We start from the raw sequence: 23,936 nt of genomic DNA on the forward strand, positions 1-23,936 counted from the left end.
GCCTCGGCTTTAGCGGATGTTCGGGTCGAAGGTGAAGATCACCAGCGTGCCCAGAAGGATGGTGAACACCGTGGCGGTGTACAGCAGGCCCTTGAGCCACAGACGCGTGTTCGGGCGCTCCGCGTAGTCGTTGATGACCGTGCGCAGGCCGTTGGCGCCGTGCAGCATCGCGAGCCACAGCATCAGCAGGTCCCAGACCTGCCAGAACGGCGAGGCCCAGCGGCCGGCGACGAACGCGAAGCCGATCTTCGAGACACCGCCGTCGAGCACCAGCTGGATCAGCAGGTGGCCGAGGACGAGGACGACCAGGACGACACCGGACAGGCGCATGAAGAGCCATGCGGCCATCTCGAAGTTGCCGCGGGTCGAGCGCGGGGTCTTGGCGGTGCGCTTGCGGGGCGCCTCGATGACCGGGGCGGGGTTGTCGACGTCGTAGAGCGAGGCGCCCTCGACGGGGCCCACTCCGGACGTCGCGGACTTGTCGAGCGTGGTGTCAGCAGACATGTCTGGCGTCAGCTCCCGAAGACTTCGCGGACGGCGTGGCCGAGGACGGGGTAGAGCGCCCCCACCATCAGGACGAGCCAGATGCCGACGACGGTCCAGAGCATCTGCTTCTGGTAGCGGGGACCCTTCGACCAGAAGTCGACGGCGATGACGCGCAGGCCGTTGAGGGCGTGGAAGAGGATGGCGGCGACCAGGCCGTACTCAAGGAGTGCGACGATCGGCGTCTTGTAGGTGCTGACGACATCGTCGTACGCCTCCGGGGAGACGCGGACGAGAGCGGTGTCGAGCACATGCACGAACAGGAAGAAGAAGATGAGGACGCCGGTGACTCGATGAGCCACCCAGGACCACATTCCTTCCCGGCCGCGGTACAGCGTTCCAGCCGGCACGGAAGTTCCTCCGGGAGCGGGGGTTGGGGCCGGCCGGCTTCGGCGTCGGACGAGCCCGGCCGGGTACGGTCCACCGGCCGCCCGTCATCGTATCGACGAGTTGTCGGTAGCCCTGCCCCGGGTCCGCAGGTGTGATCAAACAGGCAATCAAACAGGCACGTACGGGCTATCGGGACGCGTTTGCGGGCGACTCTCCCGTGCGGCGTGTCCGACGGCGTGTCCCACGGGGGTTTCCGGGGCCACGCCCAGGGTTTCCGGGCCCTCGCCCAGGGTGAGGCGGGCCAGCCTGCCGCGCGCCAGACGCCGCATTTCCTCTGCGGTGACGGCGCGCTCGTCCTCCGGATCGTTGCCGAGGCGTGACCGGATGCCGGCGAGCAGGTGGCCGAGGGCCTCGTCCGGGGCGATGTCGTCGAGGCAGATCACGAAGGTGTGGCCGAAGCGGCTCTCGTACGCGGCGTGGGCGGCGCGCAGGGCGGTGTGAGCAGCGGCGGAGGTGGCGGGCGGCACGCTACGGGGCGGGACGGCGGGATCGAGGGGCTCGCAGGTCAGGGCCTCGGTGAGGTCGGCGGGCGACAGGTCGTACGCCGCCTCGTCGGACGCCGCGAGCAGCGCGTCCACGTCGGGATACGGGCGGTGGGCGGCGACCCGGCGGGCCCAGCGCCGACTGCCGCAGCAGGTGAGGAGCGCGGCCTCGGCGGCGGTCGGAGTGGCGGAGTTGAACTCGTCTAGCCGGGTCGGCTGGTGCGGGGGCAGCGTGCGCTCCTGGGCAGGGGGCGGCAGGGGAGGGCGTGGGGGTGACGTAACGCTATCGAGACATGCGGAGAGGTGTCCGAAGGATGAGCGAATTTCACCTGAATAGGGGAGTTTCGCCTCACGGTGTGGACGAGCCGGGTGTGAGAACGCGTCGTAGCGTGGATCCATGGCTCTGGTTCTGACACTGAATTCAGGTACGGCACCGAGAACATCGCTGGTGGCGACACCACGAGGCGCGAGGGCGGCGCCGCGAGGTGACCGGTGAAGCGCGGGCCGATAGCCGCGGCGGGCGGCGCGGCGGTCGCCGGAGCCGTCGTGCTGACCGTGGCGGTCTGGCCCGGCGGCGACGGCGAGAAGGCGGCCGACCGGCCGGCGGGCGGCAAGTCCGCCCCGTCCGTCGCTCCGAGCCCCAGCAAGAGCTACGAGCTCTCCAAGGCCCCGGCCACCATCCCCGCCGTGCGCGAGCACACCGCGGCCCGCGGCCCCGGCTGGCGCCCCGCCGAGAACAAGGGCCGTGTCGTCATACGGGACGACGGCCTCGCCGACGAGGCGCGGCTGCTCGCCGGTGAGCTGAAGCTGCGGTACGGGGGAGACGCGCGGCCCGGGAAGGGCGACGTGGAACTGGCGCTCACGGACAGTGCCAAGGACGGGGCGAAGGACGAAGCGAAGGCGGGCGGGCCCGAGTCGTACACCCTCTCCGTCAAGGGAGAGCAGGTCCGGATCGCCGCGCCCGCCGAGGCCGGCGTCTTCTACGGGACCCGCACCCTCAAGCAGGAGGTGAGCGGGGGTAGGACCGCTCCCGAGGGCGTCGTGCGGGACCGCCCGGCCAAGCCGCAGCGCGGCTTCATGCTCGACATCGCCCGCAAGCACTTCGACGTGGAGTGGATCGAGGACCGCATACGCGAGCTCGGCGACCTCAAGTACAACCAGCTCGGTCTGCACTTCTCCGACGACCAGGCGTTCCGCATCGAGTCGGAGTCGCACCCGGAGATCGTCTCCTCCGACCACCTCACCAAGGACCAGGTCCGCCGCATCCTGAAGCTGGCGGCGAGCCGGCACATCACCGTCGTGCCAGAGATCGACTCGCCCGGACACCTCGGCGCGGTCATCCGCGAGCACCCTTCCTTGCAGCTCCGGAACGCCCGCGGGGTCCCCACGCAAGGCGCCGTCGACATCTCGAAGCCGGCGGCCGCGAAGATCGTCGACGAGCTGCTCGGGGAGTACGCCGAGCTGTTCCCCGGCGCGTACTGGCACCTCGGCGCCGACGAGTACCAGGCCCTCACGGTCAAGGACCCCGAGGCCTCCTATCCGCAGCTGGCCGCCGCCGCCCGCGAGCGCTACGGCCCCGGCGGCCGCGTGCAGGACCTGGCGACGGGCTGGCTGAACGACCGGGCCGACACCGTGCGCGAGCACGAGAAGAAGCCGAAGGCCTGGAACGACGGCTTCTTCCGGGGCGGCACCGCCGAGGCCGCCGCCGACCTGGAGGTCGCCTACTGGACGGGCAAGGAGATCGGCGCGCGCGAGCCCGACGAGTATCTGAAGGCCGGCCGCAAGCTCGTCAACTACAACGACGAGTACCTCTACTACGTCCTCGGGCAGCCGAACGACTTCCGCTACCCGACCGGACAGCGGATCTACGAGGACTGGACCCCGCTGGTCGTCCGCGGCACGCGGCCGGTGAGCGAGAAGTACGACGACCAGATCCTCGGCGGCTCGTTCGCGGTGTGGGGCGACCTCGCGGGGGCGCAGACGCAGGAGCAGGTCGCCCGGGGCATCCGCATGCCCCTGCGGGCCACTGTGCAGAAGCTCTGGGACCCCGGGAAACCCGCCATGGCCTGGCCCGACTTCGTGAAACTCGCCGATTCGGTCGGCTGACGGGAGCCCTTGGCCGCGTTTCTGTCTTCCGGTGGCGAACGTGACGACAACTGTGGTGTATTCGGCCACGAACGACAGAATTGCGGTACGGGGCGGGCGGAACGCGGTGGGGGGACGGGCATGGGCTACTGGGGGTACTACGTCGTCGGCAGGAGTGAGCGGCCGCTCGCGGAGCTCCCGGTGTTCTCGGCGGAGGCGGGCCCGCGGGACGACCTGACCCTCCTCGACCGGCGGCCCGACGGCTGGCAGGTGTGGGAGGTGCCGGGCAGCGACGGCACGCGCGACGTCGGGAGCATGAACACGCTGGCCCGGGAGACGGGCGCGCCCGCCCTCTTCGGTTATGTGCTGGACAGCGCCTGCGTGATCGTCGAGGCGGCGGCGCCCGAGAGCGGCGCGTGGAGCACGTGTCTGGCGCGGCGCGCGATGGCCGGATACCTCGGCGACACCGAGCTGACCATCGAGGACTACTTCCTGGAACCGCGCGACGCCGCACACCGAGCCGTCGCCTGGGCCGCGGAGTCCGGCCGGACGGTGCCGGCGGGCCCCCTCCTCGACGTACTGAACGCGAAGGCGGAACCCTCCGCGGAGCAGCTCTTCTTCCGCTTCCTCGACAGGCTGGGCGTGGTCCCCCAGTGACGTTCCCGGGGCGGTGCACGCAGTAAGGGGCAGTGCAGGGTCCGTGACGGGGGAGACGTACAGCATGAGCCTGGTGGAGCTGATCGCGCAGGCCGACGAGAGAGGTCTGGCGGCGAGTGGGCTCGCCTGCCTGGACCGGTGTGTTCCGGTGCTCGGCGGGGACGACGACCTGCTGCGCCCGCTCTGGGCGAGGCTCGCCGAGGGCGGCGACTGGGGCGGGCCGCTGGCCGACGCGCGCTCGGCGCTCGACGCCGCGGGCGGTCCCGCGGGACAGGTGCCGGGCACGTCCGGTGAGGCGGCCGCGCTCGCCCGGCGCATGCTCGACGCGGTGCCGAAGGCGCACTCGGGGGCCGATGTGCGCGAGTGGGCCGACGGCTGCTCCGTCGCCGCGCTCCAGGTCCACCGCCTGCTGGACACCGAGCCCACCGGGACGCGCTCGGTGGCGGCGCGCCGCGAGGGCCGCACGGACGGCATGTCCCCTCTGGTCGCGGCCGAGCTCCGCCGTCAGATACGCATCCTGGAGCTCCTCGCCAACAAGGGCGCGGGCCCCGCGGGCGGCCTGCGCCAGGCCCTCGACGTCTCGATGGAGGGCCGCCGGGTGCTGCGGGCGGTGGTGTCGCGCCGGGCGCGGGGGCCACGCGCAGACCGGTGATCAGTACCGTCGGCGCGGCTCCCGGCCGTCGCCGCCGAGGAACGACGACTTCCGCCAAGCCGTCGATGCGGGGTGGCCGGTTGCGGGCTCTCCCCAAACCCTTGTGACGCAGCTAACCTGACGAGCCATCATTCGCAGACTCGGCCGTGCAGGCCGCGGAGAGGCCCGTGCCTGACGATCTCGGATTCGACGAGCTCCTGGACGACGACGGCCTGATCGCCCGGCTGCTCGGGAAGACCGCGGCCGGGCGCAAACGGGACCTGCTCTACGGCCCCGACCTCCCCGTCGTCCTTCTCGTCGGCGGTCCCGGCATGGGCAAAGGGCGTCTGCTGCGGTGCATACGGCGGCAGTTCGGGCCGCGGGTCCCCGTCGCGTATCTGGACTGCGCCCTGACCGACTGCCGGGAGCAGGCCGAGGAGCGGCCCGGCAGCCGGTCCGAAGTGACCGAGGTGCTGCGCAAGATCGCCCTGCAGTACGGCGACTGGAGCGGCGACGGCGGCGGGATCACCGTGCCGCGGCTGTACGCGGGCCTCGCGGCCGTGGCGGCCAGCGACCGGCTCGCCCGGGCGGCGCCCCTGGTGGACGAGGTGAGCCGCCTCGACGGAATCCTGCCGCCCGGCTCCTTCTGGCGCGGCGTCCTGAAGGGCACGGCCAGGAACTACCTGGGATATCTGGCGGGGCTCGTCACCAGCCCGCTGGCCGGGCCCTTCCTCAACGCCCTGCTCGACGGGCTGTTCACCCGCCTCTCGACGGAGGGCAAGGCGGCCCTCGCGGCCTGCTACGGCGAATACCCGGGCGCCGGCGGGGGCGCGCAGGCCGGGCTGCGCGCGCTGGGCGAGGACTTCCAGCAGGGCGGCGAGGCCCGGCGGATCGCCGAGGGCTTCCTCTTCCGGGCGCTGCGGCAGGACATCGACGCCGCCTATCACGGGGTGCGCGGGCGCATGTCGCGGGTGGGGCGGCCCGCCCTGCTCCTCGACCACGCGGACGGCGCCCTCGGCCGGCGGCTGGTGAAACCGGCCCTCGAGGACCGGGAGCGGGGGCACCACGACCGCCTGGTGATCTTCGCGACGGCCCGCCGCGAGGACGGCGGCCGCTTCCTCCACCGGGCGGGCAGCAGCCACGACGGCATGGTGAGCTGGCAGCCCTTCACGGGCGTGCTCCCCGAGTGGCGCCGCCCGCCGGGCGGAGTCCCCGACCACGCGCCCCTGGGGCGCGGCGTCCTCCTCGTCCGCATGCCCGTGCTCACCCGCGACCGGCAGAAGGACGAGCTCAGCCGGTTGCGGGGCGGCCACGAGCAGCCGGACAACGCGGTCCGGCTCCGTATCCACAGCGGTGTGCACCGGCTGAGCGGCGGCCGCCCGCTGTTCGTGACCCGGCTCGGCCAGGCGACCGCGGCGGCGGTGTCGACGGCCTTCCCCACGCCGGAGGAGTGCACCGACTGGGCGCTCCTCGACGCCCGGGTGCCCGCGGCCGAGGACGAGCAGGGCCGCCCCGTCGCCGACCGCCCGGTGGCCGACGTACTCATCGACGAACTCGTCGTACGCCAGCGCCCAGAGGAGCTGCCGCCGGAGCACCGCGGCCACTGGCTCGACCTGCTGACCCACCTGTCGGTCGCGCACGACGTGGAGTGCGCCCAGACCCTGATGCGCGCGGTGCAGGAGGGGCGGACCGAGCAGCTCAACGCGTACCGCATCGTCGAACTCCTGGAGGACACCGGCTGGCCCCGCTGCCCCCGGCACTTCATCGGCGACCTCGGCCTGCGCCGCCTGCTGACGCGCCGACTCCACCGGCTGCGCCCCGGCGGGGCCGCCTGGCACGCCGACCACGCGCTGCTCCAGGGCCACTACCGGGACCTCGGCGACCGCCACCCCGACCCGCTGTTCGTCACCGCGGGCGCGCACCGCACGCACCACCTCCTCGCCTCCGACGGCGCGGACCTCGTCACCCGCTATCTGGCCGACGCCTTCCGCACCCGGCCCGCCGACGAGTGGTGCGAGGAGTTGCTCGCCATCGCGGACGCCGCCCTGATCGGCGTCGAGGACGACCGGTACGCCAGGGCCCTCGGCGAGACCCATGTGCGCGGCGACACCCTGCGGCGCCGGATCGACCGGCTGCTGCACGCCGTGTGGCTGACCGAGGACCGGACGCGGCCTCTGGAGGAGATCGTGCCCGGCGTCCTGCGCGGGCCCCTGCGGGAGCTCAGCGAGGAGCTGGCGAAGACCGCCGACGAGGCGGTGCGCGACCAGGGGCCCGAGGGCGCCGACGTGGCCAGGGCGGCCGAGGGCGCCGCGCTCCTCATCCGCATGGCCCGCGACTGGGGGGACCGGGCCGAGGACAAGCAGCCGCTGAAGCGGTGCGTGTGCACGGAGCACATCGGGTTCGGCTGACGTGACGGGACGCAAGGGGAGGGCAGCGGTGAGACAGTTCGGAAACTGGCTGTACAACACGTTCCTGGCCAACTGGACGCGCAGGATCCTTACGCTGGCCGGCCTCGCCGCCGCGGCCGGGCTCCTGTACTGGCTGACGCCGCCGATCGGCGAACCCGAGGACTGCGCCAAGGGCGTCGAGAAGCACGGCGGCGAGTGCATCGGCGTCAACGGCACGGGATACGCCTTCGGCACGCCGGAGATCGACGCGGTGGCCCGGGCCATCGCCAAGGAGAACGAGGAGTTCGTCGGCGACAAGCCGCACGTCACCGTCGCGCTCATGCTGCCGCTCCAGCCCGACCTCGCCGCCGAGCGCGTACAGCTCCGCAGCGAGGTGCAGGGCGCGTACCTGGCCCAGTACCGGGCGAACCGCGACGAGACCACCCCGCTGCTGCGCCTCGTCCTCGCCAACCCCGGTGACGGATACGCCCAGCAGGAGAAGGTCGTCGACCAGCTGGCGGCCATGGCGGCCGACAAGCGCGACAACCTCCGGGCCGTCACCGGCTTCAACCTCAGCCTGGAGGCGACGAAGAAGGCGATCGCGCGCCTGACCAACGAGCTGCACATCCCCGTCCTCGCCGCCCGCGTCAGCGCCGACGAACTCGCCAACCCGGAGAACAGCACCGGCAAGGACCCCTATCCCGGCCTCGCCCGCATCATCCCGACCAACCGCCAGCAGGCCGACGCGCTGGCCAGCTTCCACGGCGAGCTCAAGGACGAGGAGACCGTCCTGGTCAGGGACAAGCGCCCGCACGACATCTACAACGACTCGCTCGCCGCGGCCTTCAGCCGCGACGAGGACGGCCCGCCGGGACCCAAGGAGCAGCCCTTCGAGTCCCCCTCGATCACCGACCCGGGGGACACGGGGAACGACTTCACCCTCATCGCCCAGAACATCTGCCAGTCCACCGCGAAGTACGTCTACTTCGCGGGCCGCCCCGTCCATCTGCGGCTCTTCGCGCTGAAGCTGGCGGACGTGCAGTGCGCGGGGAAGAAGTACACGATCGTCAGCGGATCGGGCGCGGCCACGCTCAACCGGTACATGAAGGACGACGACTGGGACCGGCTGCGCGGCGGCGGCAAGGAACCCGTCATCAAGGTGCAGTACGCGGCTCCGGGCCACCCCGACGCCTGGGACAGGGAACTGGAGAAGCCGGGCGGCGCCAAGGAGCGGAGGGCCCATCTCACCGAGCCCCGGGCGGAGCTGGAGGCGCTGGAGGCGCTGATCCGGAGGGGGCGCGCCGGGGACATCGGCGAGGTCCGCCTGGAGGACTCCCGCACCATGCTGGTGCACGACGGCGTACGCACCATCGCCAAGGCCGTGGTGCTGGCGAACGCCCAGACCGAGGGCACGGTGTCGCCGCTGAAACGCGTCGCCGACATGTGGCAGCGCCTCGAAGCCGTCAACCGCGTGCGCGGGACCAGCGGCTGGATCTGTCTGACCAACGCGGGGAACGCCTACAACAAGCCGGTGGCCGTGGTGGAGCTGAACCCGCGCACCGAGAGGCTGGAGTTCGTCGGCATCGGCTGGCCCAAGGGCAAGGCGCAGCCCGAGGGGTGCAGGGTGCCCAGCGAAACGTGAGGCGCCGCCCCCCCGGCCGACCCGGGGAGCGGCGCCACGCGCCGTGTGCGGAACCGCTACGGCGTCAGCGCCTGGCCCAGCTTGGCGCCGGCCGGGGTCCCCAGCAACGTACGCCCGTAATAGACGCCGCTCGCGCCAGGGACGCCCGAAGCGGTGCTGTCCAGCTGGAGGATGGTGCCGTCGCCGGAGTCCTCGCCCTCGGCGCCGATGGCCAGGTCCGCGCGGCCGGAGCCGGACAGATCGGCCAGCGTCACCGAGGTGCCGAGCCGGTCGCCCGACTCCGTGGAGCCCGGCACATCGGGCTCGTCCTGCGAGAAGGCCTTCGCGCCCGTGCCGGTGAGGCCGGACGAGGAGCCCTTCAGGAGGAGCGAGGTGCCCGCGTCCTTGCGGTTGGTGCCGCGGGTGATGTCCTCGCCGGGGGCGCCGGTGAGGACGTCCGCGTAACCGTCGGCGTTGTAGTCGCCCGCCGCGACCGACCAGCCCATCGCGTCGCCCGCCTCGGCCGCGCCGACGACGCCGGACGTCGCCTGGTGGACCGTCTTCATGCCGGTCGTCGTGAAACCCGTCGACGTGCCGGGGACCACCGTGACCTGGCCGCCCGCGTGGGCGCCGGACTCGGAGGTGTACGGCTGGCCGATGACGAGGTCGTCGTAGCCGTTGCCGTTGACGTCGCCCACGGCGACCGAGCGGCCGCCCGGTACGGAGAGCACGCCGACCCGGCTCAGCCCCGACCTGCCGCCCCTGAACCAGGCGACCTTGCCCTTGCCTGCCTGGTCGCGGTAGGTCAGCGCCACGTCCGCGTAACCGTCGCGGTTGAAGTCGCCGGACGCGGCGTCGGGGTAGGCGATCGCGGTGTCGCCCGGGGTGAGGCTGCCGCCCGACGCGTGGTCGGCGTCGAGCCGCGCGGCCCACGAGCCGCCGGTGCCGGTCGCCGCGGCGAACACGTCGGCCTTGCCGTCGGCGTTGAAGTCGCCGGACGCGACCGCCGCGCCGAACCTGGCGCCGGGGTAGTGGAAGTCGGCGGAGAGCTGCATGTCCGTGCCGGACGTGAACTTCGGGCCGTACAGCATCGTGACCGCGCCGCGGTCCTTGTGGCCCGACGAGTCGTCCTCGCCGGGGGCGCCGATGACGAGGTCCGCGTGACCGTCGCCGTTCAGATCGCCCCACGCCGTGGCCGCGCCCCAGTCGTCGCCGGTCTCGGAGTTGCCGGGGACACCGGGACTGGTCTGCGTCAGCGAGATCTTCGAGGCGCCCACCGGGCCGTCGAGGCCACCGGGCACGACCGTCACGCGGCCGCGGCTGGACGACGCCTTCGGGGTGCCGGCGATCAGGTCCGTGATGCCGTCGCGGTTGTAGTCGCCCGTCGGTACGGCGGAGTTGCGGCCCGCGCTGCTCGCGTACCGGCGTATCTCACCGAGCTTGGCGTACAGGTTCTTGCCGGGGCACGCGGTCGTGGCGCCGTCGCGGTGGCCGGAGACGGTGTTGAGCGAGGCCCGCTCGTCCTTCTTCCACACGCCGGTGTCCTCGGACGCGGTCAGCGTGACCTTGCCGGCCGGGTCGCCCGCGTACTGGCCGAGCTTCCAGGCCGCCACGCGCGCCACCGACTCCAGGGCGGCGCGGGTCGGCCGGCCCGCGGCCCTGCCCGTCGCCGGGTCGCCCTCGAAGTCGCCGAGGACGGCGATGCCCGTCGAGTCGCCGTCGAAGCCGGTGGTGTGGGCGCCGCGGACGGGCTCGTCGATGCCGCCGCCGCGGCCCTCGAATATCTGGCCGCACTTGTCCACGAGGAAGTTGTAGCCGAGGTCGCTCCGGCCCTCGGTCTCCACCTGGTACGTCATGAGGCCGCGGACCAGCGACGCGGACTGGGCGCAGCTGTAGTCGTTCGTGCCGGCCGTGTGGTGGACGAAGACGGCCTTGACCTTCTCGATGTACTCCGGCGGGTCCGTGACGGCGGACTCGTCGGCGCCCCAGGCCGACCGGCTGATCACGGGCGGCCGGGTGACCGTGGACGGCGGGGGTGTCGGCCTGGCGGCGGGGGCGCGGGTGTCGGCGTCGGCCGCGAAGGCGGCGGGGGTCATCGCGGTGGCGGTGCCCTTCGCCGTGGTGCCGCCGTCGAGTGACGGGTTCCGCGCCTCCTTGGGCGTCACGCCCGGGTCCACGAGGTTGACCTCAAGTCCCTTGGGCAGTCCGGCACTCGACGAACCGTCGGCCGCGACGACGCGGGCCTCCACGCCGTCCGACGGGCCGACCCAGAGCGGGTCGGACGCGGCTCGTTCCGAGCCGGCGCTCTCCGGAGGGTGCGGCTCCAGATCGAGCGACCGCCAGCCGCTCCACGCGCCGGAGCCGATGGCGCGCGTGCGCACCTGCGCCGTGCCCGCCGGCTCCGCGTTGGCACCGCTCCAGGAGACGCCGAGGAGCGAGAACTGCTCGGTCGACGTGCGCGGCAGCGTGCGCTTCGTCGCGCCGTCGGTCTTCAGCGGGAGGTCGTGCACGCTCGACGGGCGCTCGGCGCGCGGGTCGACGCCGGGACCCTCCCCGTTGCTCGGGCCGGCCGTCGCGTACGTCACCGCACCTGCGCCGCCCAGCACGACGGCCCCGATCGTCAGCCACGCCCGTCGCTTGTGACTCAGCGGCCTGTACGCATGCGTGGTACGCGCCTTTTCACGCGGTTTGCGCGGGATCAATTGCCCCACTCCTCAACGAATTTCAGGTGAACCAAGTCCGTACGACTGGCAGAGAGGGCAAAGGGTTGTAGCCGGGCAGGCGATTTGTCGCGTGATGTATCCCGCATGCGGAGGGTGTGACACCGGGGCGGGTGGGCGCGCTGGGGGATGTGACAGTTGTGACATGGGCATATGGGTGGGGGATCGGGTGGGAGAGCGCGTGGCGGGCCGCGCCGGGGCTGGCGGGCGGTGGGTGCGGGGTGCCGCGCTCTGCGTCGCGGTGGGCGCGGTCGCGGGCGGGCTCACGTCCTGCGGCACGGAACGCGAAGTCGCGTACTCCGGAGGAACCTTGGAGGACGTCGTGCCCGCCGACGAGGCACGCGGCAAGGAGCTCTCCGCCGAGGCGATGAAGCTGCTGCGCGACGCGGAATCGGTGCGCATCGCCGTCGACATGTCCACCCCGAAGGGCCGGCAGAAGGTGTCGCTGCACATGGACCGCGACAGCAACTGCACGGGCACCTTCGACGCGGGCCCGATGCAGCGCGGCGACCTCATCATGATCGGGGGCGGCTCGACCTACGTACGCTTCAGTGACGCGTCGTTGCAGGCGATCCGCGAGATGGCGGCGAGCAGGGGCCCCGAGACCGCGGCGCGGGTCCAGGAGCGGACGGCGCTGGCGCGCGGAAAGTATCTGAAGATCCCGACGGGCGCCGGCGGCGGCCCCTCGATGCCGGTGAACAGCTGCGACCTCGACAAGATCACCCGCGCGATGCCCGGCAGCCCGGGCGCGGACGACGTGGTCAAGGCCCTGCCGAAGACCCGGCGTTACGGCAAGGACGTCACCCCGCTCGTCGAGCACGAGGACGACAGCGGCACGGCCGTGTACGTGGCGGCTGAAGGCAGGCCGTACCTTCTCGGCCTGGAGTCGGAGAAGGACGGCGAGACGATGCGGATGCGGCTGTCCGAGTACGGCGAGCCGGTCTCCGCGGTGGCTCCGGCACCGGCGCTGACGCTCGACATCTCGGAGATCGGCCCCGGGGGCGGCGGAGGCCTCTTCGAGGTGTGAGGCCGGGGTGTGAGGTCTCGTGTGAGATCTCCGGCAGGTGGCCGTCCGCCGACGCGCTGTGACATTTCCGCGCCCGGCGACGCTGGTGACCGTGGGGGCACGGGCGCGGTGCACTGTGCCGAGACGGCCGGATGGGAGCGGGTTGGGCCAGGGTGGGGGACCCCGTCGCGCACAGGCGCACGACGAGGAGCTGGGCAGGGCCGTAGCAGCGGCCCAGGAGGGCGACGAGGCCGCGTTCGCGGTCGCGTACCGCCTCGTCCAGCCAGGGCTGGTGGGCTATCTGCGCGGACTCGTGGGCACGGACGGCGAGACCGCGGAGGACGTCGCCGCCGAGGCGTGGCTGGAGATCGCCAGGGACCTCGGGCGGTTCCGCGGGGACGGGGCGGGTTTCCGCGGCTGGACCGCGACGATCGCCCGGCACCGGGCCTTCGACCATCTGCGCCGCCAGAAGGCGCGGCCGCGTCCCACCGCGCTCGAACAGGACGTGCTCGAACTGCCGGGCCCGCACAGCACGCCGGCGTCGGCCCTGGAGGCGATCTCGACGGAACGGGTGCTCGCCCTGGTCGCCACGCTGCCGCGCGACCAGGCGGAAGCGGTGCTGCTGCGGGTGGTCGTCGGCCTGGACGGCACGACGGCGGCGCGCGTCCTCGGCAAGCGCCCTGGGGCGGTGCGGACGGCCGCGTACCGGGGGCTGAGGAAGCTGGGGGAGCGGCTCGGGATCGACGGTGCGAGGCCCGACGGTGTGACGGATGACGGCTCCGGCACGCTGGGGGAGTCGAGATGAACGCAGACGACGCCGCCGGACCCGACGGCAAGCCGCCCCCGCCCCCTTCCCTCACCGCCACGCACGAGCTGCTCGAGGCGGCCGTGCGGGCCGGCGCGTACGCCGAGGTCGACACGGACGCGCAGCGCGAGGCGGTCGCGGCGTTCCGGGCGGCCCGCGACGAGGGCGCGCACCGCCGGGCGAGGACGCGGCGCCGCGACGACTGGCGCCCCCGCGAGACGCGCCGGGGCAAGGTGTCGCTGCGGGCGGCCGGGGGTGTGGTGCTGGCGGGCGGCCTGCTCGGCGGCGTCGCCCTGGCGGGCGCGGGCACGATCTCCGACCCCCCGCCCCTGCACGACCACCCCGTCCCGGCCCCGTCGTCCGCACCGCCGACCCTCCCCTCCCCATCCTCGGAGGGAGGCACCCGCCCGGGCGGGTCGGGCGACGCCGGGCGGAAGCCCGGGCCGGAACCGGATAGCCCAGAGAACCCTGAGAGCAGGAACGAGCCCAAGGGCAAGGGCAAGGGGCACGCTGAGAAGAAGGAGAAGAAGCCCGCCGAGCCGACCACCGCGGGCAAGCAGGAGAACAAGCCGCCGAGAGGCAAGCCGCAGGCCGGGAAGAAACCCGAGGACAAGGCGAAGCCCAAGGCCGGGGGCGGGGACGGGGAGAAGGCCCAAGGCCGGGGGCGAGGCGAAGGCCAAGGCCGCGGGCAAGGCGAAAGCCAAGTCGGGGAGAAGGCCCAAGGCTGGGGGCGTGGCGAAGGCCAAGGCCGCGGGCATGGCGAAAGCCGAGGCCGGGGATAAGGCGAAACCCGGGGGCGGGGGAGAAGGCCCAGGGCCGGGGGTGGGGCGAAGGCCCGGGCCGCTGACAAGGCGAAAGCCGAGGTCGAGGAGAAGGCGAAAGTCAAGGCCGGGGGTGAGGTGAAGGCCCGGGCCGCAGACAGGGCGAGAGCCGAGGCCGCAGACAAGGCGAAAGCCGTGGCTGGGGGTAAGGCGAAACCCAGGGACGGGGAGAAGGCCCAAGGCCGGGGGCGAGGCGAAGGCCGGGGCCGCAGGCAAGGCGAGAGCCGAGGCCGGGGGTAAGGCGAAAGCCGAGGTTGGGGAGAAGGCCCAAGGCTGGGGGCGTGGCGAAGGCCAAGGCCGCGGGCATGGCGAAAGCCGAGGTCGAGGAGAAGGCGAAAGCCAAGGCCGGGGGCGAGGCGAAGGCCTGGGCCGCAGATAAGGCGAGAGCCGAGGTCGGGGAGAAGGCCCAAGGTCGGGGGCGTGGCGAAGGCCTGGGCCGCAGATAAGGCGAGAGCCCAGGTCGGGGATAAGGCGAAAGCCGAGGTCGGGGATAAGGCCGAAGCCGAGGTCGGGGATGAGGCGGAAGCTGAGCTTGGGGGAGAAGGTCGGGGGCGAGGCGAGAGATGGGTGGGGTGGCCGGGGCGAGTGGCGGAGCAGGGGCTTGGGGGCGGTGCTGGGGCCGAAGGCGTCCCTGAGCGGGTGCTCGGGGGCGTCGTGGTGGGTGAAGGTGCCCGGGCGTGCTCGGCGGTGCGGGTGTGCGGGGGCGGGCGGCGGGCATGGGTGCTGACCGCCGCGCGGGGTGAAGAACGTGCCCGGCCGGGGCCGCCACCCCCCACAGGAGAGGCCCCGGCCGGCACACGGTACGAACCGCGTGCGGTCCGTACTTCCTTCAGCGCCGCTGGTGCGTTTTCTGTCACACCGCGTTCTGTCACCTGGTAGTTGCACGTTGTACAAACATGGACGTAAGGCTGTCCGAGCCCGTAGCGTGCTGCTTCGCGCCGGGGCCGGGCGCAGATCTCCGAGTGGCAGGATTGAGAGAGTGCTGGGGGACGACGCGGAGCTGACCGCCGCGGTGCTTGCGGCGCAGGACGGGGACGAGACCGCTTTCCGGACTGTGTACCGCGCTGTGCACCCACGGTTGTTGGGATACGTACGCACGCTGGTCGCCGACCCGGACGCCGAGGACGTCGCCTCCGAGGCCTGGCTGCAGATAGCGCGCGACCTCGACCGGTTCAGCGGTGACGCGGACCGGTTCCGGGGCTGGGCGGCGCGCATCGCGCGCAACCGCGCCCTCGATCACATACGCATGCGGGGCCGCCGCCCCGCCGTCGGCGGCGACGAGTCGGAGCTGACCGGGAAGCCGGGCGACGCGGACACCGCGGGCGAGGCGATGGAGTCCCTCGCCACCGGCGACGCGCTCGCCCTGATAGCCAGGCTCCCGCAGGACCAGGCGGAGGCCGTCGTGCTCCGCGTCGTCGTCGGCCTCGACGCGAAGAGCGCCGCGCAGACCCTCGGCAAGCGTCCCGGAGCCGTCCGCACGGCGGCGCACCGCGGCCTCAAGCGCCTCGCCGAGCTGCTCGGTTCGGAGGGCGCGGACCCCAGGGACGCGCTCGACGCCGTACCGCCGCAGAGAGAGCCGCGCGGCTGCGCGGTGACGTCCGCCGGTGTGACGCAATGGCGTTCGCGGACGCAGAAGGACATGTGATGGCCGACGAGCAGCACCAGTGGCTGGACCGCGACGCGGCGGAGCGTCTGCTGCGCGGGGAGCCCCTCGAAGGCATCGGCCCTCACGACCGCGCGGAGGCCGACCGGCTGGCCCGGGCACTCGCCGCGCTGGCCGCGCAGGAGGGTGTCGGCGAGGTGGAGCCGGGGGCGGAAGCGGTTGCCGGGTCCGTCGCCGAGTCCGTCGCCGAGGGGTCCGACATCGTTGCCGGTGAACTTCCGGGCGAGGCCGCGGCGTTGGCCGCGTTCCGGGCGGCGCGGGAGCCTCGGGACGCCCGTGCGGAGAGCGCGGGGGCCGTCCGCGGCGGCGGTGCCAGGACCGCGCCGTACGCGACGGCCGCCCACGAGGCGGCCGCGGGCGAGACCGTACGTCTGGGGCGTGCCGGAAACCGTCCGACCCCCAGCCGCTGGGGCCGCCCCGTCCGCTTCGGGATCGCCGCGGCCCTCGCGGCCTGCATGGCCGGCGGTGTCGCCGTGGCCGCGGGGACGGGCGTACTGCCCTCGCCGTTCGGCACGCACAGTGACCCGGGCCCCGCCGCCTCCGTGTCGCCGGCCACCACACCGGAGGAGTCGACGGCCTCCCCCACCCCGTCGGACGACGCGGGTGAGCCGTCCGAGGACGTGGTCCCGGACGAGAGCACGGCACCCGACGACGAGCCGACGTCGCGGGAGCCCGTGTCGAGTTCCCCGCCGGAGGCCGAGGCGGGCGGCGCGCACACCGACGTCCCGCGGCAGCCGAGCGGTGACAGGCCGCCCCGCGGCGACGAGGCGAGGACGTGGTACCGCAAGGTGGTCACCGCCTGCCGCGCCTACCGCAGCGGTGAGCTCCAGGGCGACAAGCGCCGCCGTCTGGAGGAGGCCGCCAAGGGGCCGGCGCGCGTGGAGGCGTTCTGCGGCCGGATTCTGGGCGGCCCGGGCAGCGGCGGCCACCAGGGCGGAGGCGGCCACCAAGGTGGCGGCCACCAGGGCGGCGGCAACGGCGGCGGTGGCGGTCAGGGCGGTGGCGGCGGCCACGGTGGTGACGACGGGCAGAACGGCGACGGGGAGAACGGCCCGGGCGGTGACGAGGACGGCAGCTCGGGCGGTGACACCGGGGGCGCCCCGGTCCCGCCCCCCGTCTCCACCCCCTCAACTCCTCACCAGACCCCCAAGCCGTCCCGCAGCGCCCTGCCCCACCTTCCGTAGCCGAGGCCTCCCGTAACCCGGGCTTCCCACGGGGGTGTGACGTTTTTCGAGCAGGAGACGCAGTAAGTAATGAGCCGACTGGTCATCGGCCCACGCACGAGCCGGGGGTTCCCCCCGTACCTTCGGCTCCGTGCCCTCGGCGTGGGCGGGATACGTTCCCCCGATCCCGCCCACGCCGCTTTTTCCCGGAGTGCTTGGAGCACCCGGATCACTTGTAGATGACGACCCGATCGCCGTTCCGCACCTGCGCGAACAGGCTCGCGATCTTCTTCTCGTCCCGGACGTTCACACAACCGTGCGACGCGCCCCCGTACCCCGTGGCCGCGAAGTCCGACGAGTAGTGGACGGCCTGGCCGCCGCTGAAGAACATCGCGTACGGCATGGCCGTGTCGTAGAGCGTCGAGACGTGGTGCCGGGACTTCCAGTAGACGGTGAAGGCGCCCTCGCGGGTCGGCGTGTACTGCGAGCCGAACCGCACGTCCATCGTCGACACCGCCCTGCCGTCGATCATCCACGTCAGCGTGCGGCTGCTCTTGGCGATGCACAGGACCCGGCCGGTCAGGCACCGCTTGTCCGGCGCGGCCGCCGGAATGCCGCCGCCCGCGTACCGCTCGTGCCGCGTCGGCTCGCGTGTCATGTCGAGCAGCCGCCGCCAGGTGACCGTGTCCGTGTCACCCGTGCGGGGCAGTCCCCGCTTGGCCTGGAAGCCCTTGACCGCGCTGACCGTGCGGGGCCCGTACGTCCCCGTCGGGTTCTCGTGGAACCAGGCGATCTGCCGCAGCCTGGCCTGCAGTTCCCGCACCTGCCCGGAGCTGTCGCCGGCCCGCATGAGCGTCCTGGGCGGGACGGCGGGGGTGGCGGGAGCAGCGGGAGCGGCCGGCGCGGCGGATGAGGCGGGAGGGGGAGACGCGGTGGGAGGCGCAGCCGGGGGTGATACCGCCGGGGGTGACGCCGCCCGGCCGCCCGTCGATCTGCCCGCTCCGGCGTCCGCGCCGCCCGGTTTCCCGTCCGTGTCCACCGCGACCGCCTTGCACCCCGCCGTCAGCACCAGCACCGCCACGGCCCCCACCGATATCGCGCCCCTGCCCATCACGCCCCCGCGTTCCTAGACGACTCACGACCGACTCACGACACACGACTCATGACTCTGGAAGTGTTTCCCGGTTTGCCGCGAGTGACGCGTCCCGCGCGCGGGCGCAAGCTGGAGGCATGACACACGAGTCGGAGTCAGGACTGCCCATCGAACCCGTGTACGGCCCCGAGGCCCTGTCGGACTGGGACCCGGCGGAGCGGCTCGGCGCCCCCGGCGCGTACCCCTACACGCGCGGCGTCTACCCCACGATGTACACCGGCCGCCCCTGGACGATGCGCCAGTACGCGGGCTTCGGCACCGCCGCCGAGTCCAACGCCCGCTACCGGCAGCTGATCGAGCACGGCACGACCGGCCTCTCCGTCGCCTTCGACCTGCCGACGCAGATGGGCCACGACTCCGACGCCCCGATCGCGAGCGGAGAGGTCGGCAAGGTCGGTGTCGCGGTCGACTCGGTCGAGGACATGCGCGTCCTGTTCGGCGGAATCCCGCTGGACAAGGTCTCCACGTCGATGACGATCAACGCCCCCGCCGCGCCGCTGCTCCTCCTGTACCAACTGGTCGCCGAGGAGCAGGGCATCCCGGCCGACAGGCTGACCGGCACGATCCAGAACGACGTGCTGAAGGAGTACATCGCCCGCGGCACGTACATCTTCCCGCCGCAGCCCTCGCTGCGCCTCGTCGCGGACACCTTCCGGTACTGCGGGGCCGAGATCCCGAAGTGGAACACCATCTCCATCTCCGGCTACCACATGGCCGAGGCGGGTGCCTCGCCCGCGCAGGAGATCGCCTTCACCCTCGCCGACGGCATCGAGTACGTCCGTACGGCGGTCGCGGCCGGCCTGGACGTGGACGACTTCGCGCCGCGCCTCTCCTTCTTCTTCGTGGCGCGTACGACGCTCCTGGAGGAGGTCGCCAAGTTCCGGGCGGCCAGGCGCATGTGGGCCAGGATCATGCGGGAGGAGTTCGGCGCGCGGAACCCCAAGTCGCTGATGCTCCGCTTCCACACCCAGACGGCCGGCGTCCAGCTCACCGCCCAGCAGCCGGAGCTGAACCTCGTCCGCGTCGCCGTCCAGGGCCTCGGCGCGGTCCTCGGCGGCACCCAGTCGCTCCACACCAACTCCTTCGACGAGGCCATCGCCCTGCCCACCGACAAGTCGGCCCGGCTCGCGCTGCGCACCCAGCAGGTCCTCGCGTACGAGACGGACGTGACGGCGACCGTCGACCCCTTCGCCGGGTCGTACGTCGTGGAGAGGATGACCGACGACGTGGAGGAGGCGGCCCTCGCCCTCATGCGGCGCGTCGAGGACCTCGGCGGGGCGGTGCACGCCATCGAGCAGGGTTTCCAGAAGGGCGAGATCGAGCGCAACGCCTACCGCATCGCGCAGGAGACGGAGAGCGGCGACCGCGTCGTGGTCGGCGTCAACCGCTTCCGGCTCGACGAGGAGGAGCCGTACGAACCGCTGCGCGTGGACCCCGCCATCGAGGCCCAGCAGGCCGCCCGCCTGGCCCGGCTCCGCGCGGAGCGGGACGGCGCGGCGGTGAGCGCAGCCCTCGCCGCGCTCCAGGAGGCGGCGAAGGGGGAGGGCGCCAATGTGCTGTACCCGATGAAGGAGGCGCTCCGGGCGCGGGCCACCGTGGGCGAGGTGTGCGACGCGCTGCGGGAGGTGTGGGGGGCGTATGTCCCGACGGACGCGTTCTGACGTACGCGTTGTGCGGCCTGTAGGCGGCCTGAGGCCTGAAAGCACGGCCGTCCGTCACACGGACACCCCTGTCCCCACGCCGCACACTCGTGCGAAACTCCCGCCATGCTGGGTGTCACCGATCTTCCGACCTATCTCGCGGGCCTCGTCCTGATCATCCTCCTGCCGGGGCCGAACTCGCTGTACGTGCTCTCCGTCGCCGCACGCCGCGGCGTCCGCACCGGGTACACCGCGGCCGCCGGCGTCTGGTGCGGCGACGCCGTCCTGATGACGCTCTCGGCGGCCGGTGTCGCCTCGCTGCTCCAGGCCAACGCCGTGCTGTTCGGGATCGTGAAGTACGCCGGCGCCGGCTATCTGACCTGGCTGGCGGTCGGCATGCTGCGGGCGGCGTGGGGCATGTGGCGGGCGCGCCGGGACCAGGCGGCCGAAGGGGGCCGGGCCGCGGACGACGGGGCGGCGGCCCCGGGGGAGCGGCCGTTCCGCAGGGCCCTGGTGATCAGCCTGCTCAACCCCAAGGCGATCCTCTTCTTCATCGCCTTCTTCGTGCAGTTCGTCGACCCCGGGTACGCCTATCCCGCGCTGTCCTTCGTCGTGCTCGGCATCCTGGCCCAGCTGGCGAGCTTCCTCTATCTGACGGCCCTGATCTTCAGCGGCACCAAGCTGGCGGCCGCCTTCCGCCGCCGCAGGCGGCTCTCGGCCGGTGCCACGTCGGCGGCGGGCGCGCTGTTCCTCGGGTTCGCGGTGAAGCTGTCGGTCAGCAGCGTGTGACGGCCGCCGCCGTCACGTCCCGGTGACGGTCGCCGCGTCACGGACCTGTGGCGGCGGCACCCGTCAAGGGCGCGTAGCTGTCGCCGCCCATCCGGTCGGCCGCGTCGATGTACGTGGCCAGGGCCTCGCGGGACCGCGCGATCTTCTCCATCTGGTCGTCGAGGCGGCGCATCCGCGTCCGCATCGCGGCCAGCAGCTCGGGGCACGCGGGCAGCCGCGGGGCCTCTCCGTCCGCGCAGGGCAGCACGTACGCGATGTCCTCGGAGGACAGCCCGGCGCCCAGCAGGTGCCGGATCTGCGTCACCCGCAGCACGGCACTCTCGTCGTACTCGCGGTACCCGTTCGCGCCGCGCTCCGCCTCCAGGAGGCCCTGGGCCTCGTAGTAGCGCAACTGGTGGGCGTTGACGCCCGTCCGGCGCCCCAGTTCCCCGATCCGCATCGCACCTCGCTTGACCTTCATACCGGTATGAACGTTGACGATGCTGTCATGAACAACGAACCCGAGATCAACAATTCCGCAGCACCCGTGAACGCGCCCGCGCCCGTGACCGTCATCGGACTCGGCCTCATGGGCCAGGCGCTCGCCGCCGCGTTCCTGAGAGCCGGGCACCCCACCACCGTGTGGAACCGCACCGCAGCCAAGGCCGACCAACTCGTGGCGGACGGAGCGCACTTGGCGCCGAACGTCGGTGACGCCCTCAGGGCGAGCCCGCTGACGGTCATCTGCCTCACCGACTACGACGCCGTACGCGAACTGCTCGGCACGGCCGAACCCGCCCTCGAAGGACGGACGTTGGTCAATCTGACCTCGGGCTCGTCCGCCCAGGCCAGGGAGGCCGCGCGGTGGGCCGGGAAATGGGGTGCCCGCTACCTCGACGGCGCCATCATGGCCGTCCCGCCGGTCATCGGCACCGCCGACGCGGTGATCCTGCACAGCGGCCCCACGGCGGACTTCGCGGCGCACGAGCCGGCCCTCGCCGCGCTCGGCACCGTCACCCACCTCGGCGAGGACCACGGCCTCGCGGCCCTGTACGACGTGGCCGGGCTCGCCATGATGTGGAGCGTCCTGAACGCCTGGCTCCAGGGCACCGCCCTGCTCAGGACGGCCGGCGTCGACGCCGCGACGTACGCGCCGTTCGCCCGGCAGATCGCCGCCGGCGTCGCCGAATGGCTGCCCGGGTACGCCGGGCAGATCGACGCCGGCGCCTTCCCCGCCGAGGTGTCGGCCCTGGAGACCGACGCGCGGGCCATGGCGCACATGGTCGAGGAGAGCGAGGCCGCGGGCGTCAACGCCGAACTGCCGAAGCTGATCCAGGCGATGGCCGCCCGCGCGATCGCCGCCGGACACGGCGCGGAGCAGTACCCCGTGCTGATCGAGGAGTTCAGCAGGCCCCGCGCCGACTGACCGTCAGTGGTGCCAGGCCGAGCCGCCCACGTTGTGGATCATCCGCTGGAGGACCTTCAGCGTGCGCACGTAGTCCTCGTCGGTGATGCCCTCGTGGATCTCCGCGCGGACGGCCTTCTGTCGCTCCGCCACGCGGGCCTGGAGTGCGCGGCCGTCCTCGGTGAGGGCGATGCGTCCCGCGGAGTCCTCGGTGATCAGGCCGCGGTCGTGCAGGGCGTTGATGTTGTGGTGCAGGGCGCCCTCGCCGATCTCCAGGTAGCCCTTCAGGACCCCCACGACCTCGTCCCGCGGGCGGCCCTCCGGCGCGGGTACGAGCTGGCTGAGGGTCCACCACTGGGGCTGGGTGAGGCCCATCTCGGCGAGCATGGTGCGAATGTGGTTGACGACGGCCGCGCCCGCGGCCGAACTCCAGTAGCCGATGGGCTGGTTGACGAGGTCCTGGTCACTGTGTGAGTACGCGAAAGCTGACATGTGCTTGAACCTAAAACCTCAAGTCTGCTTGAGGTCAAGCCGGAAAGTCGGCTCGGAAGGAGGCGCCGCACCGCGCCAAGTACTCCGTGAGGCCGTCCCGCGCGTCCGTCCCCGCCCAGCCCACGTACCCGTCGGGGCGGACGAGGAAGAGCCCCTTGCCGTACGGCTCGTACGCGGGAAGGGCCTGCACGCGGACCAACTCCGCGTCCATCGGCGGCAGTTCCGCGTCCGTGCCCACCGCGAGCAGCGTCCAGTGCGGGCCGCGGAACACGTCGAACAGCGTCCCGGTGCCGCACGGCCCGTCCGGCGCCCGGTCGCCCGCCCGCAGCGCCTCCTCCGGCAGGCCCTCGCGGGTCTCCACCGCCAGTGACGCGTCGCGGTAGCCGATGCCGAGCTGCCGGGTGGCCGCCCCGCGCCGCGCCTCGCCCCGGTGGATGCGGGTCGACAGGCCCAGCATTCGCGCGGCGTTGGGCCGCCGCTCCTCCTCGTACGTGTCGAGGAGGGCCGCGGGCGCGCCGTGCCGGAGCACCGCGGCCAGCTTCCAGCCCAGGTTGTAGGCGTCCTGGACGCTGGTGTTCAGGCCCTGGCCGCCTGCGGGCGAGTGGACGTGAGCCGCGTCGCCGGCCAGGAAGACGCGGCCCTCGCGGAAGCGGTCGGCCAGCGCCGCGCGCGGCCGGAAGTCCGACGACCAGCGGACCGCGGTCACGTCGTCGGCGCTCAGGTGCGTCCGGGCGGCGACCAGGTCGCGTACGCCCTGAAGGGAGAGGTCGGGTGTCGCCCCTGCGGGCAGCTGGGCCGTCAGCTGGAAGTCCTCGGTGCCGGCCAGCGGGCAGATCGCCGTATAGAGGCCGGTGCCGTCGGCGGCCGGGAACATGTGCCAGTTGTCGCGGTCGAGCGCGGGGGCGCGGATGTCCGCGACCAGGACCGGGTTCGGGTCCACGGTCTCGCCCGTCATCGCGATGCCCAGCGCCCCGCGGAGGGTGGAGCGGCCGCCGTCGGCCGCCACCGCGTACGCGGCTCGCACCGTCGCACCCGTCGACAGCCGGGCGGTGACCCCATCGGCCTCCTGCGCCAGCTCCGTCACCTCCGCGCCGAAGGCGACGTCGCCACCGAGCTCCCGCAGGCGGGTCAGCAGGATCTCCTGCGTGCGCCACTGGGGGAGCATCCACGGTGTCGTGTACGGGGCGGTCTCCGTGGGCTCCGGCTCGTCGAACATCCGGTGCTCGCCCTGCCGTTCGCCGTCCCGCCACACCATCCCGACCGGGATGGGGCCGCCCGCCGCGAGCACCGCGCCGACCACGCCGAGGTCGTCGAAGACCTCCATGGTGCGGGGTTGCAGACCCTTGCCGCGCGAGCCGGGGAAGAGGGCCGGGGCCCGCTCGACGACACGGGCGGCCACGCCGCGCCGCGCGAGGTCGCAGGCGAGCGCAAGCCCGGTGGGGCCCGCGCCCACGATGAGCACACCGGTCGTGCCGATTTCCTTAACGTCGTTAAGTGCCATGCC

At 73.0% G+C, this 23,936-nt stretch carries 22 protein-coding genes; 14 read left to right on the forward strand and 8 right to left on the reverse strand.

Annotated features, from left to right (window positions below; genetic code table 11):
* Positions 1-9 precede the first annotated feature (9 nt).
* The 3 genes from ACZ56E_RS07785 to ACZ56E_RS07795 all read right to left on the reverse strand — a co-directional run bounded on the left by ACZ56E_RS07785 (position 10) and on the right by ACZ56E_RS07795 (position 1,814).
* Positions 10-504, reverse strand: a complete 495-nt coding sequence (locus tag ACZ56E_RS07785) for a succinate dehydrogenase hydrophobic membrane anchor subunit (RefSeq protein ID WP_468333303.1) — start codon at positions 502-504, stop codon at positions 10-12.
* Positions 505-512: 8 nt separating this feature from the next.
* Positions 513-893 carry a succinate dehydrogenase, cytochrome b556 subunit gene (gene sdhC / locus ACZ56E_RS07790; protein ID WP_369214962.1) on the reverse strand — a complete coding sequence of 127 codons (381 nt, stop codon included), beginning with the start codon at positions 891-893 and terminating at the stop codon, positions 513-515.
* 147 nt (positions 894-1,040) lie between these two features.
* Complete coding sequence (locus tag ACZ56E_RS07795; protein WP_471212176.1) at positions 1,041-1,814, reverse strand: 2-oxo-4-hydroxy-4-carboxy-5-ureidoimidazoline decarboxylase; 774 nt, start codon at positions 1,812-1,814, stop codon at positions 1,041-1,043.
* Positions 1,815-1,907: 93 nt separating this feature from the next.
* Between ACZ56E_RS07795 and ACZ56E_RS07800 the strand changes: the two genes are divergently transcribed.
* The 5 genes from ACZ56E_RS07800 (at position 1,908) to ACZ56E_RS07820 (ending at position 8,817) form a co-directional block, all read left to right on the forward strand.
* On the forward strand, positions 1,908-3,521 hold the full coding sequence (locus ACZ56E_RS07800; RefSeq protein ID WP_471212178.1) for a beta-N-acetylhexosaminidase: 1,614 nt from the start codon (positions 1,908-1,910) through the stop codon (positions 3,519-3,521).
* Between the two features lie 120 nt (positions 3,522-3,641).
* Positions 3,642-4,157, forward strand: coding sequence for a hypothetical protein (locus ACZ56E_RS07805; RefSeq protein WP_471212179.1), 516 nt, complete (start codon positions 3,642-3,644; stop codon positions 4,155-4,157).
* Positions 4,158-4,221: 64 nt separating this feature from the next.
* Positions 4,222-4,809, forward strand: a complete 588-nt coding sequence (locus ACZ56E_RS07810; RefSeq protein ID WP_471212181.1) for a hypothetical protein — start codon at positions 4,222-4,224, stop codon at positions 4,807-4,809.
* A gap of 167 nt (positions 4,810-4,976) precedes the next feature.
* Positions 4,977-7,196 (forward strand): hypothetical protein, encoded by a 2,220-nt coding sequence (locus ACZ56E_RS07815; RefSeq protein ID WP_471212183.1) that lies wholly within the window; start codon positions 4,977-4,979, stop codon positions 7,194-7,196.
* A 28-nt stretch (positions 7,197-7,224) separates the two neighbouring features.
* Positions 7,225-8,817 carry a type 1 periplasmic-binding domain-containing protein gene (locus tag ACZ56E_RS07820; RefSeq protein ID WP_471212186.1) on the forward strand — a complete coding sequence of 531 codons (1,593 nt, stop codon included), beginning with the start codon at positions 7,225-7,227 and terminating at the stop codon, positions 8,815-8,817.
* Positions 8,818-8,873: 56 nt separating this feature from the next.
* Here ACZ56E_RS07820 and ACZ56E_RS07825 read toward each other — a convergent pair whose 3' ends face one another.
* A complete protein-coding gene (locus ACZ56E_RS07825) occupies positions 8,874-11,381 on the reverse strand; it encodes an FG-GAP-like repeat-containing protein (RefSeq protein WP_471212187.1) in 2,508 nt (835 codons plus the stop codon).
* A 280-nt stretch (positions 11,382-11,661) separates the two neighbouring features.
* Here ACZ56E_RS07825 and ACZ56E_RS07830 point away from each other — a divergent pair, with 280 nt between their 5' ends.
* The 6 genes from ACZ56E_RS07830 to ACZ56E_RS07855 all read left to right on the forward strand — a co-directional run bounded on the left by ACZ56E_RS07830 (position 11,662) and on the right by ACZ56E_RS07855 (position 16,995).
* Positions 11,662-12,543 (forward strand): hypothetical protein, encoded by an 882-nt coding sequence (locus ACZ56E_RS07830; RefSeq protein WP_471212189.1) that lies wholly within the window; start codon positions 11,662-11,664, stop codon positions 12,541-12,543.
* 142 nt (positions 12,544-12,685) lie between these two features.
* The gene (locus ACZ56E_RS07835) at positions 12,686-13,327 is read left to right on the forward strand and encodes an RNA polymerase sigma factor (protein ID WP_468604733.1); all 642 of its coding nucleotides are present in this window, start codon (positions 12,686-12,688) and stop codon (positions 13,325-13,327) included.
* Positions 13,324-14,109: a hypothetical protein gene (locus tag ACZ56E_RS07840; protein ID WP_471212192.1), complete on the forward strand. Its 786-nt coding sequence runs from the start codon at positions 13,324-13,326 to the stop codon at positions 14,107-14,109. Before ACZ56E_RS07835 ends, ACZ56E_RS07840 begins: the two co-directional genes overlap by 4 nt.
* A 320-nt stretch (positions 14,110-14,429) precedes the next feature.
* The gene (locus tag ACZ56E_RS07845) at positions 14,430-14,594 is read left to right on the forward strand and encodes a hypothetical protein (RefSeq protein WP_471212194.1); all 165 of its coding nucleotides are present in this window, start codon (positions 14,430-14,432) and stop codon (positions 14,592-14,594) included.
* Between the two features lie 533 nt (positions 14,595-15,127).
* Positions 15,128-15,793, forward strand: coding sequence for an RNA polymerase sigma factor (locus ACZ56E_RS07850; RefSeq protein WP_468604736.1), 666 nt, complete (start codon positions 15,128-15,130; stop codon positions 15,791-15,793).
* Complete coding sequence (locus ACZ56E_RS07855) at positions 15,793-16,995, forward strand: hypothetical protein (RefSeq protein WP_471212196.1); 1,203 nt, start codon at positions 15,793-15,795, stop codon at positions 16,993-16,995. Before ACZ56E_RS07850 ends, ACZ56E_RS07855 begins: the two co-directional genes overlap by 1 nt.
* A gap of 208 nt (positions 16,996-17,203) precedes the next feature.
* On the opposite strand, the gene ACZ56E_RS07860 is transcribed toward ACZ56E_RS07855, so the two are convergent.
* Positions 17,204-18,085 carry a L,D-transpeptidase family protein gene (locus tag ACZ56E_RS07860; protein ID WP_471213099.1) on the reverse strand — a complete coding sequence of 294 codons (882 nt, stop codon included), beginning with the start codon at positions 18,083-18,085 and terminating at the stop codon, positions 17,204-17,206.
* Between the two features lie 119 nt (positions 18,086-18,204).
* On the opposite strand from ACZ56E_RS07860, the gene ACZ56E_RS07865 reads away from it, so the two are divergent.
* Positions 18,205-19,788, forward strand: a complete 1,584-nt coding sequence (locus ACZ56E_RS07865) for an acyl-CoA mutase large subunit family protein (RefSeq protein ID WP_471212198.1) — start codon at positions 18,205-18,207, stop codon at positions 19,786-19,788.
* A gap of 105 nt (positions 19,789-19,893) precedes the next feature.
* Complete coding sequence (leuE, locus tag ACZ56E_RS07870) at positions 19,894-20,556, forward strand: leucine efflux protein LeuE (protein ID WP_468604742.1); 663 nt, start codon at positions 19,894-19,896, stop codon at positions 20,554-20,556.
* Positions 20,557-20,593: 37 nt separating this feature from the next.
* Here leuE and ACZ56E_RS07875 read toward each other — a convergent pair whose 3' ends face one another.
* A complete protein-coding gene (locus ACZ56E_RS07875) occupies positions 20,594-20,995 on the reverse strand; it encodes a MerR family transcriptional regulator (protein ID WP_468605057.1) in 402 nt (133 codons plus the stop codon).
* Between the two features lie 48 nt (positions 20,996-21,043).
* Between ACZ56E_RS07875 and ACZ56E_RS07880 the strand changes: the two genes are divergently transcribed.
* The gene (locus tag ACZ56E_RS07880; protein ID WP_471212200.1) at positions 21,044-21,961 is read left to right on the forward strand and encodes an NAD(P)-dependent oxidoreductase; all 918 of its coding nucleotides are present in this window, start codon (positions 21,044-21,046) and stop codon (positions 21,959-21,961) included.
* Positions 21,962-21,964: 3 nt separating this feature from the next.
* Here the strand turns inward: ACZ56E_RS07880 and ACZ56E_RS07885 are convergent, their stop codons facing one another.
* Together ACZ56E_RS07885 and ACZ56E_RS07890 are read right to left on the reverse strand one after the other, a co-directional pair.
* A complete protein-coding gene (locus tag ACZ56E_RS07885) occupies positions 21,965-22,432 on the reverse strand; it encodes a MarR family winged helix-turn-helix transcriptional regulator (protein WP_471212202.1) in 468 nt (155 codons plus the stop codon).
* 34 nt (positions 22,433-22,466) lie between these two features.
* Positions 22,467-23,933 carry an FAD-dependent oxidoreductase gene (locus tag ACZ56E_RS07890; protein WP_471212205.1) on the reverse strand — a complete coding sequence of 489 codons (1,467 nt, stop codon included), beginning with the start codon at positions 23,931-23,933 and terminating at the stop codon, positions 22,467-22,469.
* Between the last annotated feature and the right edge of the window lie 3 nt (positions 23,934-23,936).

Source organism: Streptomyces sp. NPDC039480 (assembly GCF_055597165.1).

Bases quoted from the DNA above. Each gene is read 5' to 3' on its own strand.
- ACZ56E_RS07860 (WP_471213099.1), bottom strand. From the start codon at position 18,085: ATGGGCAGGGGCGCGATATCGGTGGGGGCCGTGGCGGTGCTGGTGCTG.
- ACZ56E_RS07840 (WP_471212192.1), top strand. From the start codon at position 13,324: ATGAACGCAGACGACGCCGCCGGACCCGACGGCAAGCCGCCCCCGCCC.
- ACZ56E_RS07865 (WP_471212198.1), top strand. From the start codon at position 18,205: ATGACACACGAGTCGGAGTCAGGACTGCCCATCGAACCCGTGTACGGC.
- ACZ56E_RS07785 (WP_468333303.1), bottom strand. From the start codon at position 504: ATGTCTGCTGACACCACGCTCGACAAGTCCGCGACGTCCGGAGTGGGC.
- ACZ56E_RS07795 (WP_471212176.1), bottom strand. From the start codon at position 1,814: ATGGATCCACGCTACGACGCGTTCTCACACCCGGCTCGTCCACACCGT.
- leuE (WP_468604742.1), top strand. From the start codon at position 19,894: ATGCTGGGTGTCACCGATCTTCCGACCTATCTCGCGGGCCTCGTCCTG.
- ACZ56E_RS07885 (WP_471212202.1), bottom strand. From the start codon at position 22,432: ATGTCAGCTTTCGCGTACTCACACAGTGACCAGGACCTCGTCAACCAG.
- ACZ56E_RS07810 (WP_471212181.1), top strand. From the start codon at position 4,222: ATGAGCCTGGTGGAGCTGATCGCGCAGGCCGACGAGAGAGGTCTGGCG.
- ACZ56E_RS07880 (WP_471212200.1), top strand. From the start codon at position 21,044: ATGAACAACGAACCCGAGATCAACAATTCCGCAGCACCCGTGAACGCG.
- ACZ56E_RS07830 (WP_471212189.1), top strand. From the start codon at position 11,662: ATGGGCATATGGGTGGGGGATCGGGTGGGAGAGCGCGTGGCGGGCCGC.
- ACZ56E_RS07875 (WP_468605057.1), bottom strand. From the start codon at position 20,995: ATGCGGATCGGGGAACTGGGGCGCCGGACGGGCGTCAACGCCCACCAG.
- ACZ56E_RS07890 (WP_471212205.1), bottom strand. From the start codon at position 23,933: ATGGCACTTAACGACGTTAAGGAAATCGGCACGACCGGTGTGCTCATC.
- ACZ56E_RS07855 (WP_471212196.1), top strand. From the start codon at position 15,793: ATGGCCGACGAGCAGCACCAGTGGCTGGACCGCGACGCGGCGGAGCGT.
- ACZ56E_RS07805 (WP_471212179.1), top strand. From the start codon at position 3,642: ATGGGCTACTGGGGGTACTACGTCGTCGGCAGGAGTGAGCGGCCGCTC.